This window comes from Embleya sp. NPDC005575 (genome assembly GCF_040605455.1).
Lineage (GTDB): Bacteria > Actinomycetota > Actinomycetes > Streptomycetales > Streptomycetaceae > Embleya.
Genome location: NZ_JBEXCV010000043.1, coordinates 25736 through 39250 on the forward strand (window position 1 = coordinate 25736; position 13515 = coordinate 39250).

11 protein-coding genes and 2 pseudogenes are annotated in these 13515 nt (G+C 70.7%); 8 read left to right on the forward strand and 5 right to left on the reverse strand.

Translation table 11 applies throughout. The features are described 5' to 3' along the window. Positions 1-32: 32 nt before the first annotated feature. Positions 33-830, forward strand: a pseudogene (locus tag ABZS54_RS16975) (LysR family transcriptional regulator); the annotation flags it as partial. Here the strand turns inward: ABZS54_RS16975 and ABZS54_RS16980 are convergent. Together ABZS54_RS16980 and ABZS54_RS16985 are read right to left on the reverse strand one after the other, a co-directional pair. After that, positions 803-1654 carry an alpha/beta hydrolase gene (locus ABZS54_RS16980; RefSeq protein ID WP_355535769.1) on the reverse strand — a complete coding sequence of 284 codons (852 nt, stop codon included), beginning with the start codon at positions 1652-1654 and terminating at the stop codon, positions 803-805. The pseudogene ABZS54_RS16975 and the gene ABZS54_RS16980 sit on opposite strands and share 28 nt — an antisense overlap. Next, complete coding sequence (locus tag ABZS54_RS16985; RefSeq protein ID WP_355535772.1) at positions 1651-1815, reverse strand: hypothetical protein; 165 nt, start codon at positions 1813-1815, stop codon at positions 1651-1653. Before ABZS54_RS16985 ends, ABZS54_RS16980 begins: the two co-directional genes overlap by 4 nt. Before the next feature lie 304 nt (positions 1816-2119). On the opposite strand from ABZS54_RS16985, the gene ABZS54_RS16990 reads away from it, so the two are divergent. Continuing rightward, complete coding sequence (locus ABZS54_RS16990) at positions 2120-2320, forward strand: hypothetical protein (RefSeq protein ID WP_355535775.1); 201 nt, start codon at positions 2120-2122, stop codon at positions 2318-2320. A 245-nt stretch (positions 2321-2565) separates the two neighbouring features. Further along, the gene (gene nadE / locus ABZS54_RS16995; RefSeq protein ID WP_355535778.1) at positions 2566-3408 is read left to right on the forward strand and encodes an ammonia-dependent NAD(+) synthetase; all 843 of its coding nucleotides are present in this window, start codon (positions 2566-2568) and stop codon (positions 3406-3408) included. Positions 3409-3514: 106 nt separating this feature from the next. Here the strand turns inward: nadE and ABZS54_RS17000 are convergent, their stop codons facing one another. Next, positions 3515-4537 (reverse strand): WYL domain-containing protein, encoded by a 1023-nt coding sequence (locus tag ABZS54_RS17000; RefSeq protein WP_355535781.1) that lies wholly within the window; start codon positions 4535-4537, stop codon positions 3515-3517. 168 nt (positions 4538-4705) lie between these two features. Between ABZS54_RS17000 and ABZS54_RS17005 the strand changes: the two genes are divergently transcribed. Together ABZS54_RS17005 and ABZS54_RS17010 are read left to right on the forward strand one after the other, a co-directional pair. Further along, on the forward strand, positions 4706-5815 hold the full coding sequence (locus ABZS54_RS17005) for a winged helix DNA-binding domain-containing protein (RefSeq protein WP_355535784.1): 1110 nt from the start codon (positions 4706-4708) through the stop codon (positions 5813-5815). Between the two features lie 131 nt (positions 5816-5946). Further along, complete coding sequence (locus ABZS54_RS17010; protein ID WP_355535787.1) at positions 5947-7026, forward strand: MerR family transcriptional regulator; 1080 nt, start codon at positions 5947-5949, stop codon at positions 7024-7026. Between the two features lie 61 nt (positions 7027-7087). Here ABZS54_RS17010 and ABZS54_RS17015 read toward each other — a convergent pair whose 3' ends face one another. Beyond that, positions 7088-8092 (reverse strand): YafY family protein, encoded by a 1005-nt coding sequence (locus ABZS54_RS17015; protein WP_355535790.1) that lies wholly within the window; start codon positions 8090-8092, stop codon positions 7088-7090. Between the two features lie 163 nt (positions 8093-8255). Here ABZS54_RS17015 and ABZS54_RS17020 point away from each other — a divergent pair, with 163 nt between their 5' ends. Further along, on the forward strand, positions 8256-8717 hold the full coding sequence (locus tag ABZS54_RS17020) for a VOC family protein (RefSeq protein ID WP_355535793.1): 462 nt from the start codon (positions 8256-8258) through the stop codon (positions 8715-8717). A gap of 58 nt (positions 8718-8775) precedes the next feature. Here ABZS54_RS17020 and ABZS54_RS17025 read toward each other — a convergent pair whose 3' ends face one another. Continuing rightward, positions 8776-9897, reverse strand: coding sequence for a hypothetical protein (locus tag ABZS54_RS17025; protein ID WP_355535796.1), 1122 nt, complete (start codon positions 9895-9897; stop codon positions 8776-8778). Between the two features lie 43 nt (positions 9898-9940). Here ABZS54_RS17025 and ABZS54_RS17030 point away from each other — a divergent pair. Further along, positions 9941-10291 (forward strand): annotated as a pseudogene (locus ABZS54_RS17030) (carboxylesterase family protein); the annotation flags it as partial. 144 nt (positions 10292-10435) lie between these two features. Beyond that, the gene (locus ABZS54_RS17035) at positions 10436-13417 is read left to right on the forward strand and encodes a Tn3 family transposase (RefSeq protein WP_355535799.1); all 2982 of its coding nucleotides are present in this window, start codon (positions 10436-10438) and stop codon (positions 13415-13417) included. Positions 13418-13515: the final 98 nt, after the last annotated feature.

Below are 13515 nucleotides of genomic sequence, written 5' to 3' on the forward strand. Positions count from 1 at the left end.
AGCAGCACTCAACGATCGGGACGGGGGCCTGCGTGGAACGATACGAGATCGAGGCGTTTCTGACGGTTGCCGAGGAACTGCACTTCGGTCGCACGGCGGAGCGGTTGGGCGTGTCCACGGGCCGGATCAGCCAGATCATCAGCAGGCTCGAACGCCGCGTCGGAGCAGCCCTGTTCGACCGGACCAGCCGATCCGTGAGCCTGACCACCATCGGCGCACGGTTCGAGCAGGACCTGCGCCCCGGGTACGAACAGGTGCAAACAGCCCTGGAGCGCGCGATCATGGCAGCCCGCGGCTTCGAGGGTCCCTTGCGGGTCGGCTTTCTCAGCGCCGCGGCCGGCGCGCTCGTCCTGGAGGCGGCCCGCGCCTACCGCACCGCACATCCCACCGGTGAGGTGCTCATCCATGAGCTCCAGATGGACAACTCCTTCACCGAACTGCGCGAGCACCGAACCGAGATGGTTCTCAACACCCGACCCATCGAGGAACCCGACATGGTCGCCGGGCCCGTCCTGTGGACCGAACCCCGATACCTGGCCGTCTCTTCCCGCCACCGACTCGCCACCCGATCCCGGGTAAGCCTGGAGGACCTGGCCCGCGTCACCCTGCTGCGCATGCCCGCCAACGCACCCCCCGCGATCGCCGCCGACCGCATTCCGGCAGCCACTCCGCTGGGCAGGCCCATCGAGCACGGCCCTCGCGTGGCCTCGTTCCAGGAGGCTCTGGCCATGGTCGGCGCCGGCGAAGGCACCTTCACCGTCGGCGGTCAGGTGACCCGCTTCTACAGCCGCCCCGACATCACCTACATCCCCTTCTCCGACGCCCCGCCGATCGCCTGGGGCTTCGTCTGGCGCGCCTCGCACGAAACCGCCCGCATCCGCGCCTTCAACACGCACGCCGTCGCCCTTGGCTCCGCGTCCCGACCCGGGCGGTAGCCGAACACGTCCACGCGCCGACTCCGTGACCGGCGACTGTGTGCCCGCCGACTCCGTGACGCCGACTGTGTGACCGGCGACCGGGTGCCTGCCGACTTCGTGACCGCAGTCACGGAGTCGGCGCCCCCGGGTCGGCGGGTCGCGGCCCCGCGCCGTGCCCGCGTTCCGCTGATCGGAAACCCGGCCGCGACCACGTCCTCGGGCAGCCCGAACTCCGCCTGCCAACCGTCGACCATCGTCATTGCGGCCAGGTGACCCCCTGCCGAACTGCCGCCCACGACCACCCGCGAACGATCCAGTCCATGCCGCGGCCCCTCGTGGTACACCCACGCGATCGCCGCGCGCACCTGCCGGGTGATCTCCTCCAGGGTCGCGCCCGGAGCGAGCGTGTAGTCCGGCACGACGGTCGCCACACCGTGCTCGGCCAACATCCGCGCTCCGAACGCCGACTCCCCACGCGACAACGCCCGCCAATAGCCGCCGTGTACGAATACGAACACCGGTCGTGGCGCATCCGCCGAGCCGGGCCCCCACACGTCCAGCCGCTCCCCGCTCGCGACGTCGTAGACCACACCCGCCACACCCGGCAGATCGGTGACCGCCGCCACCGAGTCCGCGCGGTAGCGCTCCATCAACCGCGCGAACCGCTCCGGTCCCACCGTCGCCCGCGCGTCGAACGCGACCTCGACGAGTTCCGCGTCCACCGCCGCGTCCGTCATGCGCCGGCACCTCGTGCGAACTCCGCCATCGGGCGCGCGACGGCCTCGGGCAGCTGACACCCGCCGCCGTCCGGCACCAGGAACCGCGGTCGACCGCAGCCCTCGTGTCCTACGGTCATGTCGTGGTCGATCGCGTATGTGCCCCACGTCACGGTCGGCATGTCCGATACTTCCTTCCCGGTCAGCAGTGCCCGACAAGCACAGGCAGCCTGTTCGATCAGGACATACCGATAAAATGCCTATATCGAAAGCGTCTCATGCCGTAATTGGTATGGAGTTCCACCGGCGGCGTCCTGGCGAGGAGTTCCCGCGCGCCGTGTCCGCTCCCATGCGCTGCCGTCGACTCGGCGAAGAAGCCGCCCGGACCGTGAAGAAGCCGCCCGAACCGTCGTCGGGTGCGTGTCCCGGCGGCCGGTCGATCGTTGGCGTGATGAGGCTTGTTCCGCATCCTTGGAAGGAATTCCCATGCGCCGAATCTGTACGGCGACCGCGTTGGCCGCGACCGTATTGACGCTGGGATCGGCCGCCGCCGCGCACGCCGATGCCCACAGGCCCCCGCTCCTGGACCGGCTCGCCCACATCGACCCGTCCGGCGTGGGTCATAGCGTGGACGGCCCGACACAGAAGGCGGCCGGCATCGTGACGTCGCCGAACACCCAACGCTGATCGCCGGCCCACCACGGCGGGCGTGCCGGGCCGTGCGGGAACCGGCCGCGGATCCCGTACGGGCACGCCCGCCGGTGCGCCCGAAATCCGCCGTCGCGGCTGCCACGACACCTGCACCCCCGGTCATTGCCGGGCCGGCCAGGTCGCCTCGCGAAATCCGGTGCGAAGCCCTGTTCCGGGAGGGCCCGGTTGCCGTGGCCTGGTCACTACGCAGGCTGATTCCGGCCGGCCGGTACAGTACGTGAATGGTGAACCCACGGGAGCAGATTCTTGCCGAGCTCGGCGTCAAGGCGACCATCGTGCCCAAGGTCGAGATTCGGCAACGGGTCGACTTCCTCAAGCACTACCTGAGGTCGACCCCGGCCAAGGGCTACGTGCTCGGGATCAGCGGCGGCCAGGACAGCACACTGACCGGCAGGTTGTGCCAACTCGCGGCCGAGGAACTGCGGGCCGAGGGGCACGAGGCCACGTTCGTCGCGGCACGGTTGCCCTACGGCGTACAAGCCGACGAGCACGACGCGCAGATCGCGCTGGAGTTCATCCGGCCCGATCGCTCGATCACGGTCAACGTCAAGCCCAGCGCGGACGCCGCCGCCGCCGAGGTGGCACTCGGCTTGGCGGAGCTGTCGGATGACGCCCCCGGGCTGCGGGACTTCGTGCGCGGCAACATCAAGGCGCGCGAACGCATGGTGATCCAGTATTCGATCGCCGGCCAGCTCGGCCTGCTCGTCGTGGGCACCGACCATGCGGCCGAGGCGGTGACCGGCTTCTTCACCAAGTACGGCGACGGCGGCGTCGACATCACGCCGCTGACCGGGCTGACCAAGCGCCAGGGCGCGCTGCTGCTCCAGGAGTTGGGCGCACCCCCGAGCGCCTGGGAGAAGGTGCCCACCGCCGACCTCGAGGACGACCGACCCGCACTGCCCGACGAGGTGGCACTGGGCCTGACGTACACCCAGATCGACGACTACCTCGAAGGTCTCGACGTCACCCCGGAGGTGGCGGAAAGGCTGGAGTCCATCCACCGCGCCACCCGCCACAAGCGCACCGTCCCGGTCACCCCGCTCGACGACTGGTGGCGGGGCTGACCCCACGCCGATCGGACCCCACGGTGGTCGGCGCAAGCGCGCGAGTGTCGATCCCGGCCGAACTTCGGCCGTCCTGCCGTCCATCCGTGGTCGACGCGAACTCGGCTTATGGGACGGTCGGGTGCCGCGCGGTCGGTCGGTCGGAGGCGGCGTCGACATAGCGGCGGGCCAAGCGCGCGAAGGCATCCCTGAGTTCGGGCGGGCCGACAACCTCGATGTCGGCGTCGAATGCGCCGACGGCGGCGGCCAGGCCGGGCCAGGACCACGAGCCCAGGACGAGCCGGCAACGGTTCGGGCCGAGTTCCTCGACGATTCCGTCGCGGACGTAGCCGGAGACTGCGGCGGCGGGCAGGTCGAGGAGCACCTCGCCGCGGCAGGGCCAGTCGCCGGAGCCGTCGGAGTCCCGGAAGCGGCCGGCGACGAAGGTGGCCACGTCGCCGCCGGGCAGCTCGCGCCGGGTGAAGCGGGGCCCGGTGGGGATGTGCGGGGCGATGCGATCCGCGCGGAACGTACGCCAGTCCGCGCGGTCGAGGTCCCACGCCACCAGGTACCAGCGCCCGCCCCACGTGACCAGGTGGTGGGGTTCCGCGCGGCGCGGTGGGGACTGGGCTCGGTCGTCTGCGCCGGCCGCCGTCGCGGCTGCGGGGACGTAGTCGAAGCGCAGTACCTCGCGGGCGTGCACCGCAGCGCCCAGGGCCATGAGTACACCGCTGTCGACCGGCGAGTCCGGTCGCATCGTGGGCGGCTGGACGGCGGAGATCCGGAGGATGTCGATCCGGCGGCGCAGCCGCGGCGGCATGACCTGTCGGACGGTGGTCAGTGCCCGGGCCGCGGCCTCCTCGATGCCGACTCCGGCCGTGCCGGCGATCTGCAGTGCGATGGCGAGGGCGACGGCCTGCTCGTCGTCGAACAACAACGGCGGCAGTTCCGTGCCGGCGCCGAGCCGATAGCCGCCGTCGGGCCCCTTGAAGGCCACGATGGGGTAACCGAGTTCGCGCAGGCGGTCCACGTCACGACGTACGGTGCGCGGGCTGACGTCCAGCCGCTCGGCCAGCAGCGCGCCGGGCCAGTCCCGGCGTGCCTGGAGCAACGAGAGCAGCGAGAGCAGTCGCGCTGAGGTCTTCGGCATGCCTCCATTCTCCCTCGAGTAGAGGACACTCCCTGGCCGCTTCCGCTGGGATCGTCGTCTCGTGCCGAAGAACGAGAACGACCGGAACGACCACACCGACGACCACCACCACGAGCGGGCCCGCCAGCCGGACGCGCGCACCTCGGCGACCGACGAGCGTGCCGCGACATGACTCCGACGACCGTCCTCGACACCCGCACGCTCAACCGCGCCACGCTCGCCCGGCAGTTGCTTCTCGATCGCGCCGACCTCCCCGTCCTCGACGCCGTCGCCCACCTCGCCGGTCTGCAGGCGCAGGAACCGCAGGAACCCTTTGTCGGACTCTGGTCGCGGCTGCACGCCTTCGACCCCGTGACGCTCTCCGAACTGCTCGTCGAGCGGCGCGTGGTGCGGACTCACCTGATGCGCCGCACCGTCCATCTCGTCACCGCCGACGACGCCCTGGCCTGGCGCGCCCGACACGACACCATGCTGCGCCAACGTGTCCTCGGCACCTACCGCAGCGACCTCGACGGGGTCGACCTCGACGAACTCGCCGCAGCGGGCCGGGCGATCATGACCGACGGCGAACCCCGCACGATGACCGAACTCGCCCGCGCCGTCGCCGAACACTGGCCCACACCACAACCGCGCGCACTGGGAGAGATGCTGGTCGCCGCCCTCGTGCCGATGGCGCAGCTGCCGCCGCGCGGGCTCTGGCGCACCAGGGCAGGAGTACGGAACGCTCGACTCTCGTCCTGGCTGGGCCGCGAGATCGATCCGCCCTCCCCGGACGGCTCCGATCCCGTGGGCAAGGCGCTGGTACGGCGCTACCTCGCCGCGTTCGGCCCCGCTGCCACCGCCGACCTGCGCGCCTGGAGCGGCCTCTCCGGACTCCCGGCCGCGGTCCGCGCCGTTCGTGAGGAACTGGTCACCTTCCGCGACGAACAGGGCCGCGAACTGCTCGACCTCCCCGACGCACCGCGCCCCGCCCCCGATACGCCCGCCCCGGTACGGTTCCTGCCCGCGTTCGACAACGCGATCCTCGGCTACCGTGACCGCACCCGGATCATCGACGACGCCCACCGCGGCCTGTCGGTGGCCGGCGCACGCGTCGTCCTGGTCGACGGCCGCGTCGCCGCGACCTGGACCGTCGAGACCGACGCCGTGGTCGTCACCCCGCTGGGCCGCCTCTCCCGAGCAGACCGCACCGCCGTCGCCGAACAGGGGCGGGAACTGGCCTCGTTCCTCTCCGACCGCGCCGGCGACCGCGTGCGGATCGCCGCCTCTCCCGGCTGAGCTACTGCGGACGCGCTCCGACGGCAACCGGCCTGGCACCGGTTCGGTCCGGACACCGATTGACCTTCACCCGGGGGCAAGCCCCAGCATCGATGAAGCCGGACGACGTACCGGCACGAGGAGGGGTGGCCATGACGCTGCTGACCATCGGGGCGTTCGCGAGATTGTCCCGCCTGTCGCCGAAGGCGCTACGCCTGTACGACAAGCTCGGACTGCTGCCCCCCGCCCGCGTCGACCCGACCACCGGTTACCGGTTCTACGCCCCCGAGCAACTGGAGCGGGCCCGCCTGGTGGCGTGGCTTCGCAGGCTCGGAATGCCGCTGACGCGCATCCACCGGGTGTGCGAACTGGAGGCAGCTGCGGCGGCCCGGGAAGTCCGTACGTACTGGGCCCAGATCGAAGCCGACACCGCCGCGCGCCGCGACCTGGCCAACGTCCTCCTCGACCACCTGTCCCGGAAGGACCCAGCCATGCCAACGGCCGCCGAACCCCTGCACATCCGCTACGCCGCGCTGTCCGACACCGGCCTGGTTCGTGCCGGCAACCAGGACACCGCGTACGCCGGACCCCGACTCCTCGCCGTGGCCGACGGCTTCGGCCCCGCCGGCGCTCCCGCCGGCGCAGCGGCCGTCGAGGTTCTCAAGCGCCTGGACACCGAGCACATCCCGGCGGGCGAACTCCTCAACGTCCTGGGCGATGCCATCGAACAGGCCGGACAGGCCGTGCACGCCCTCGCCGCCGCCGACCCCACCGCCCCGGAGCCGGGCACGACCCTGACCGCGATGTTGTGGACCGGATCCCAACTGGCCCTGGTCCACATCGGCGACTCCCGTGCCTACCTCCTGCGCAGCGGAGAACTCTTCCAAATCACCCACGACCACACACTGGTGCAGGCGATGGTCGACGAAGGCCGGATCAGCGCCGACGAAGCCGCGTCCCACCCACAGCGATCCCTGCTGATGCGAGCCCTGACCGGGACTGCCGAGGCCACCGCCGACATGCACCTGCACGACGCCCGCGCCGGAGACCGATACCTGCTCTGCTCGGACGGGCTGTCCTCGGTCGTTCCCTCCCAGGACATCCACCGCATTGTCTCCACCGTCGCCGACCCCGAACACGCCGTACGCGAACTCATCACCCTGGCCGACCACTTCGGCAGCCCCGACAACGTCAGCTGCGTGATCGCCGACGTACTGGAGCTTCGGCGGTAGCAGATCGAGCGCCTTGCATGGTCGCGCCGAGGAACGTATCGCGGTGGCGCCCGGTCGAGGCTCAGGACTTCTGTGCGTCCGGTGGTTCCGGTGGGGTCGTCGTGCCGACCGAGAGCAGTTTTCGCGCCAGCGCGTGAGCGCGTGTCGCGAGTTCGGGAGGGTCCAGTACCTCGAAGTCGTGTCCGAGAAGGAGTACGTGCATGAGGATGGCGTCGAGGGTCCCGGCGCCGCTGAATACCTCGCAGAGCTCGCCTCCGCGCGGTCGTACGACGGCCGCCGACGCGGAGATTTGTGCGCGGACCGTGTCGGCCGAGGCGTGTACGAGGAAGCGCGCCCGGTGTGGGTAGACCCGGCCGGCTACACCCTCTTGGACGTAGGTGGCCGCGTCGGGGGCCGCGCGCGGCTGGTAGCGCCAGGTGCGTGCGGCCACGTCGGTCATGCGGTCGATGCGGAAGCTGCGCCAGTCGTCGCGGTCGAGGTCGAAGGCGAGGAGGTACCAGCGGCGGTCGGAGGCGACCAGACGGTACGGCTCGACCCGTCGCCGTCGTACCTCGTTCCCGGACGGGTAGTCGAAACCGGCCTCGACCTCGTCACGGCAGGCTCCGGCCAGGGTCATGAGCACTTGGGGGTCGATCGGCGTGGGGCCGGCGCCGAAGGATGCGACCGCGGCCGAGAGCGCCCGTACCTCGTGTCGTAGCCGGGTGGGCAGCACGCGGTCGAGTTTGGTCAGGGCCCGCAATGCGGCGTCGCCGGCGCCGGGGACCGCGCCGGCGGCGCCCGCGATGAGCGAGACGACGGTGGCGATCGCCTCCTCGTCGTCGAGGAGCAGTGGCGGCAGGTCCGTGCCCGCGCCGAGTCGGTAGCCGCCGCCCACGCCCGGGTCGGCGTGTACCGGATAGCCGAGTGTGCGCAGTCGTTCGACGTCGCGCCGCACCGTGCGTGCGGTGACGCCGAGGCGGTCGGCGAGTTCGGGGCCGGTCCAGGCCCGGCGCTGTTGCAGCAGGCCGAGGAGGGTGAGGACTCGCTCCGTCGTACGCCGCTCGTCGCTGCTGCTTGCCGCGTCCATGTCGTTCACCCTGGCAGAGATGGCGGACGGATACCGTCCGCATGGAGTGCCAGGGTGGGTCCATGTCCATGAACGCGGACGAGCTCGACTGGAATCGCACATTGCGCAACCCGTGGGAGTTCCACTGGAAGCGTCGGGTCGCCATTACGAACGGAGCAAATCGATGAGCCGCCACATGCAGGTCACCTTCGACGCCCACGACCCGCGGGCGCTGTCGTCCTTCTGGCGAGACGTGCTCGACTACGTCCACCCCGGGCCGCCGGGAGTCGATGTGCCCGAGGGCGTCGACCCGCTGTCCGCGTGGGACGACTTCCTGGCGCGGATCGGCGTACCGGAGGAGCAGCGCAACACGCGCTCGGCCATCGAGGATCCGGAGGGGCAGGGTCCGCGGGTGTTCTTCCAGCAGGTCCCGGAGGGCAAGGTCGCCAAGAATCGGGTGCACCTGGATGTTCGTGCGGCTCCCGGGCTGCAGGGGGAGGAGCGGATGGCGGCGTTGGAGGTCGAGTGCGCGCGGCTCGTCGCGTTGGGGGCGAAGCGGGTACGTCGCGAGGAACCGGCCCCGCCGCTGGGCGCGGGCCACATCGTGATGGCCGACCCCGAGGGCAACGAGTTCTGCCTGGACTGACCCGGTTCGATGGTGCTCGCGGTTGCCTCGGACGCCCCGGTGGTCGCGGTCTCGGCGCTCAACGCGAGGGCGGCCGCACGGTCGGCGCCGGCCAAGTCGCCAAGCTCGACAAGTAGGTCACGCAGCGGCCCGACACCTTGGCCGTCGAGGGACGGTTGGCGGGGTGCGTCGTTGTTGGGGTGGATGTGGGTGGCCGGGGGTCAGGTGTCGGCGTCGATGGGCTCCCCGGCCGTGCGCCTGTCCACCGTGCTGCCCGTGACCGAGACCTGAACGCCGCGTGGTTCGGCGTGGGTTCGCAGGTCGCCGACCCAAGGGCTCGCTCCGCCGCCCGGTCCAGGGTCAACGCACGGCATCGGTCCAGCGCCATGGCGAATACGGGCTCATCCGGCAGAGGCGGTCGTGCGGCGAAGTAGCCGGTGTCCCGGCGGGCCCGGTCCGCTGCGCCCAGGAGGAGTCCGACCCGCTCGGGTGTGCCGGCCGGCGCTGCCAGCGCCTCCAGGCTGTCGATGCAGCCGAGGACCAGGCCGTGCCGGAGTCGGATGCGCAGCGCGTCACGATGCAACGTGGCCGCTGCCGTCGGATCTTCGGGCGTGGTCAGATGGGCTCGCTCCGCCAGGGCCACGGACCTGAGTTGTGGCATCGCGGCGAGAGTCGGGGATGCCTCGGCCTGCTCCAGCCTGAGCCGCGCAGCCGGCGCATCGCCGGCGAGGCGCAGCGCCGCCGTGTGGGTGAGCAGCAGGTCGGGGGTGAACGCGTGCCGTTCCCGCTCGCACCAGCGCAACGCCTCCGTCGCGGCGCCACGCCACAGGGCCGGCTGGGCGCGCGTCGCGGACCAGCCGGGAACGCACGGGGCGGTCGACGCCTCGTCGATCACCTGCTGCAGCTCGCCCAGGATCGTCTCGGCCTCGTCCGACCGGCCTCGCAGCGCGAGGATGCGGGCCGGCCCCCAGGCCGCGGTGCCGATCCGGAGGAAGTCGTGCAGCGGGGCGGCGGCGTCCCTGGCGCGGAGGGCGCTCTGCTCGGCTGCGGCCAGGTTCCCGGTGTGGGCTTGGCCGACGGCCAGGGCGGCAAGGCCCGTGGTGGCGACGGCCCGATCGCCGCGGTGCGTCGTGCGGCTCAAATGGCCGGCGCGGATCTCCGGTGCGGCGGGATGATGCGGAATGGCGTGCGGGACCGACACGATTTCCCGTGGTCGCGCTCCACCGTCCCGAGAGGGAGTCGTGATGACCACTGTTGCATCCGAGCCGTTCGAGGGTCGGCCCGAAGTCCGTGCGCCGGGCGGAGCGGTACGCGGCACTCGGGAGGCGGGTGTCGCGGTCTTCCGGGGCATCCCGTTCGCCGAGCCGCCCGTCGGTGCGCTGCGATTCGCCGCGCCGCGGCCGGTCCGGGGCTGGGACGGGGTGCGGGAGGCGGTGTCGTACGGGCCGCCGCCTCCGCAGGGCGGCGCCCTGGGCATGGCCGAGCTGTCGCAGGAGGCGGTGGGCGACGACTGGCTGACGGTCAACGTCTGGTCGCCCGACCCGGGACCGCGCGCGGGGCTGCCGGTGATGGTGTGGATCCAGGGCGGCGCGTACACGGCCCCGTAGTCCTAGCTCGGACACCAGGGAGCAAGTAACCCGCCGGTAGCTTCCGAGGGGCTCGGGTCTGCCGTTTCCTGCCGCTCGGGCGCCTCGTTGGGGTGATCAGGTGAACCGACGGTCCGACGGCAAGGGGCGGGTGTGCGGCAGGAGTGGTCACCGGAAGACGTGGTGGCGTGCTGGACGTTGGTGGATGGTGACTGGGACCTGGTGGCCAACAAGTCCGGCCCGACCAGGCTCGGCTTCTGTCTGATGCTCAAGTTCTTCGAGATCGAGGGCCGGTTCCCGGAGTTCATCGAGGAGTTCCCACAGCCCGCTGTCGAGTACGTCGCCGGTCTGGTCAAGGTGCTGGCGGCCGAGTTCGCGAAGTACGACTTGGCGGGCGCGAAGCGGCACCGGAAGCAGATCCGCGATGCGCTGGGGTTCCGGCCGTCGACAGTGGCGGACGAGGAACGCCTGACGGAGTGGATGGCGACGGAGGTCTGCCCGGTCGAGCTGGTCGAGGACCGACAGCGGGCGGCGCTGCTGGTGCAGTGCCGTGTCGAGCGGATTGAGCCGCCGGGCCGTACCCGTGTGGAGAAGGTGCTGGTGGCGGCCCGCAATCGGTGGGAGCGGGCGTTCTGTACGCGCACCATCGAGCGCCTCGGTGACGTCGCCACGGCCCGCCTGCTGGCGCTGGTGGCGGAAGACAACGAGGACGGCGCCGCCCTGCTGGCCGCGCTCAAGCGCGATCCGGGCGCGGTCGGTCTGGACTCGCTGCTGACCGAGATCACCAAGCTGAACGGCGTGCGCAGACTCGGCCTTCCCGAGGGGCTGTTCGCGGGCTGCTCGGAGAAGATGGTGGCCGCGTGGCGGGCGCGGGCAATCAAGATGTACCCCTCGGACTTCCGCGACACCGCAGAGGACGTACGGATCACGCTGCTCGCGGCGCTGTGCTCCTCCCGCCAGGCAGAGATCACGGACGCGCTGGTTGAGCTGCTGGTGGCTCTGGTCCACAAGATCAACGCCCGTGCCGAGCGGCGGGTGGAGAGGCAGCTGACGGCGGAGCTGAAGAAGGTCCGGGGCAAGGAGGGCATCCTCTTCAAGCTCGCCGACGCGGCGATCGGCAAGCCGGACGAGGTGGTGCGCACAGCGCTGTACCCGGTGGTCGGGGAGAAGACGTTGCGCGACCTGGTGGCGGAGGCGAAGGCGAACGAGAAGGTCTTCAAGGCCAAGGTCCGCACAACCCTGCGCTCCTCGTACAGCTCGTACTACCGGCAGATGCTGCCGCCCTTGCTGAAGACGCTGGGCTTCAAGTGCAACAACACCGCCTACCGGCCGGTGATGGACGCGATGAAGCTGCTGGAGAAGTACGCCGAGGTCGACGGCAAGACCCGCTTCTACGACGCCGCCGACGAGGTGCCGATGGATGGCGTCGTACGCAAGGACTGGCGCGAGGCCGTCGTGGACGACAAGGGCAAGGTCGAGCGCATCCCGTACGAGCTGTGCGTCCTGGTCGCGCTGCGTGAGGCGATCCGGCGCCGCGAGATCTACATCGAGGGCGGCCTGCGCTGGCGCAACGCAGAGGACGACCTGCCCGGAGACTTCGAGGCCACCCGCACCGTGCACTACGCCGCGATCCGCCAGCCCCAGGACCCTAAGGAGTTCATCCGGAGTCTGAAGCAGCGGATGACGGCCGGCTTGGACCGGCTGTCCGCCGCTTTCGCGGACGGCTCGGCGGGCGGGGTGAAGGTCACCACCCGCAAGGGCGAGCCGTGGATCACCGTGCCGAAGTTGGAGAAGCTGGACGAGCCCACCGGCTTGGCGGCCCTGAAGGAGGAGGTCGTACGCCGCTGGGGCGTGCTCGACCTTTTGGACGTGCTCAAGAACGCTGACTTCGACGCCGGCTTCACGGATGAGTTCGCCTCAGTCGCCGCGTACGAGCGCATCGACCGAGCCACCCTCCAGCGCCGCCTCCTGTTGGCGCTCTTCGCGCTGGGCACCAACATGGGCATCCGTGCCATCGTGGCGACCGGCGAGCACGGCGAGACCGAGGCCGCCCTGCGGCACGTCCGAAAGCACTTCATCACGGTCGACAACCTGCGGGCCGCCGTGACGAAGCTGGTGAATGTCACCTTTACCGCCCGCGATACGTCATGGTGGGGCCGGGGAACGGCGTGCGCGTCGGACTCCAAGAAGTTCGGGTCCTGGTCCAGCAACTTCATGACCGAGTATCACGCCCGCTACGGCGGCAACGGCGTGATGATTTACTGGCACGTCGAGCGGAAGAACGTCTGCATCTACTCCCAGCTCAAGTCCTGTTCGTCGTCCGAGGTCGCGGCGATGATCGAGGGCCTGTTGCGGCACTGCACGGATGCCGAGATCGAGTCGAACTATGTCGACACGCACGGCGCGAGCGTGGTCGGGTTCGCCTTCACCGAGCTGCTCAACTTCCGCCTGCTACCCCGGCTGAAGAACATCGGCAGCATTCGCCTGTACCGCCCGGACGACACCCCGCCCGGCTGGCCGGCCCTCGGTGGCTCGCTGACTCGGCCGATCCGCTGGGACCTGATCGAGCAGCAGTATGACCAGATGGTCAAGTACGCCACCGCCCTGCGCCTAGGGACGGCGGAGGCCGAGCAGGTGCTGCGGCGCTTCACCCGCGGAGGTCCGAAGCACCCCACCTACGCTGCGCTCGAAGAACTCGGCCGTGCGGTGCGCACGATCTTCGCGTGCGACTACCTCGCCAGCCCGGGCCTGCGCCGCGAGATCCACGGTGGCCTCCAGGTCGTGGAGAACTGGAACAGCGCGAACACCGTCCTGCACTACGGCAAGGACGGCGCCCTGACCGGCCCGGACAAGGAGCACGCCGAGACCTCGATGCTCGCGCTCCACCTGCTCCAGTCGAGTCTCGTGCACATCAACACCCTGCTGCTCCAGCAGGTTCTTGCCGAACCGGCCTGGGCGAAGAAGTTGTCGGACGAGGACCGGCGGGGCCTTACCGCCCTGTTCTGGTCGAACGTCAACCCGTACGGCACCTTCCGTCTCGACATGGACAAGCGGCTCGACCTGCTGCCCGTGACCGTGCCCGGACCCCGCCAAGCGGCCGACACCCCGGCACGGTCGTTGCGCTCAACACCGTGAGGCGACCAGAGCACACCTATCGACCCCCGCCTGCGCGCACTGCACCGAAGAGGCACCCAGCCCCGTCGGCATCCCCGTGGTCGCCGGCAGCCCGCCTG

Coding starts and splice junctions, on each gene's coding strand:
- ABZS54_RS17010 (WP_355535787.1), top strand. CDS start 5,947: ATGACGCTGCTGACCATCGGGGCGTTCGCGAGATTGTCCCGCCTGTCG.
- ABZS54_RS16990 (WP_355535775.1), top strand. CDS start 2,120: ATGCGCCGAATCTGTACGGCGACCGCGTTGGCCGCGACCGTATTGACG.
- ABZS54_RS17020 (WP_355535793.1), top strand. CDS start 8,256: ATGAGCCGCCACATGCAGGTCACCTTCGACGCCCACGACCCGCGGGCG.
- ABZS54_RS17005 (WP_355535784.1), top strand. CDS start 4,706: ATGACTCCGACGACCGTCCTCGACACCCGCACGCTCAACCGCGCCACG.
- ABZS54_RS17000 (WP_355535781.1), bottom strand. CDS start 4,537: ATGCCGAAGACCTCAGCGCGACTGCTCTCGCTGCTCTCGTTGCTCCAG.
- nadE (WP_355535778.1), top strand. CDS start 2,566: ATGGTGAACCCACGGGAGCAGATTCTTGCCGAGCTCGGCGTCAAGGCG.
- ABZS54_RS17015 (WP_355535790.1), bottom strand. CDS start 8,092: ATGGACGCGGCAAGCAGCAGCGACGAGCGGCGTACGACGGAGCGAGTC.
- ABZS54_RS16980 (WP_355535769.1), bottom strand. CDS start 1,654: ATGACGGACGCGGCGGTGGACGCGGAACTCGTCGAGGTCGCGTTCGAC.
- ABZS54_RS16985 (WP_355535772.1), bottom strand. CDS start 1,815: ATGCCGACCGTGACGTGGGGCACATACGCGATCGACCACGACATGACC.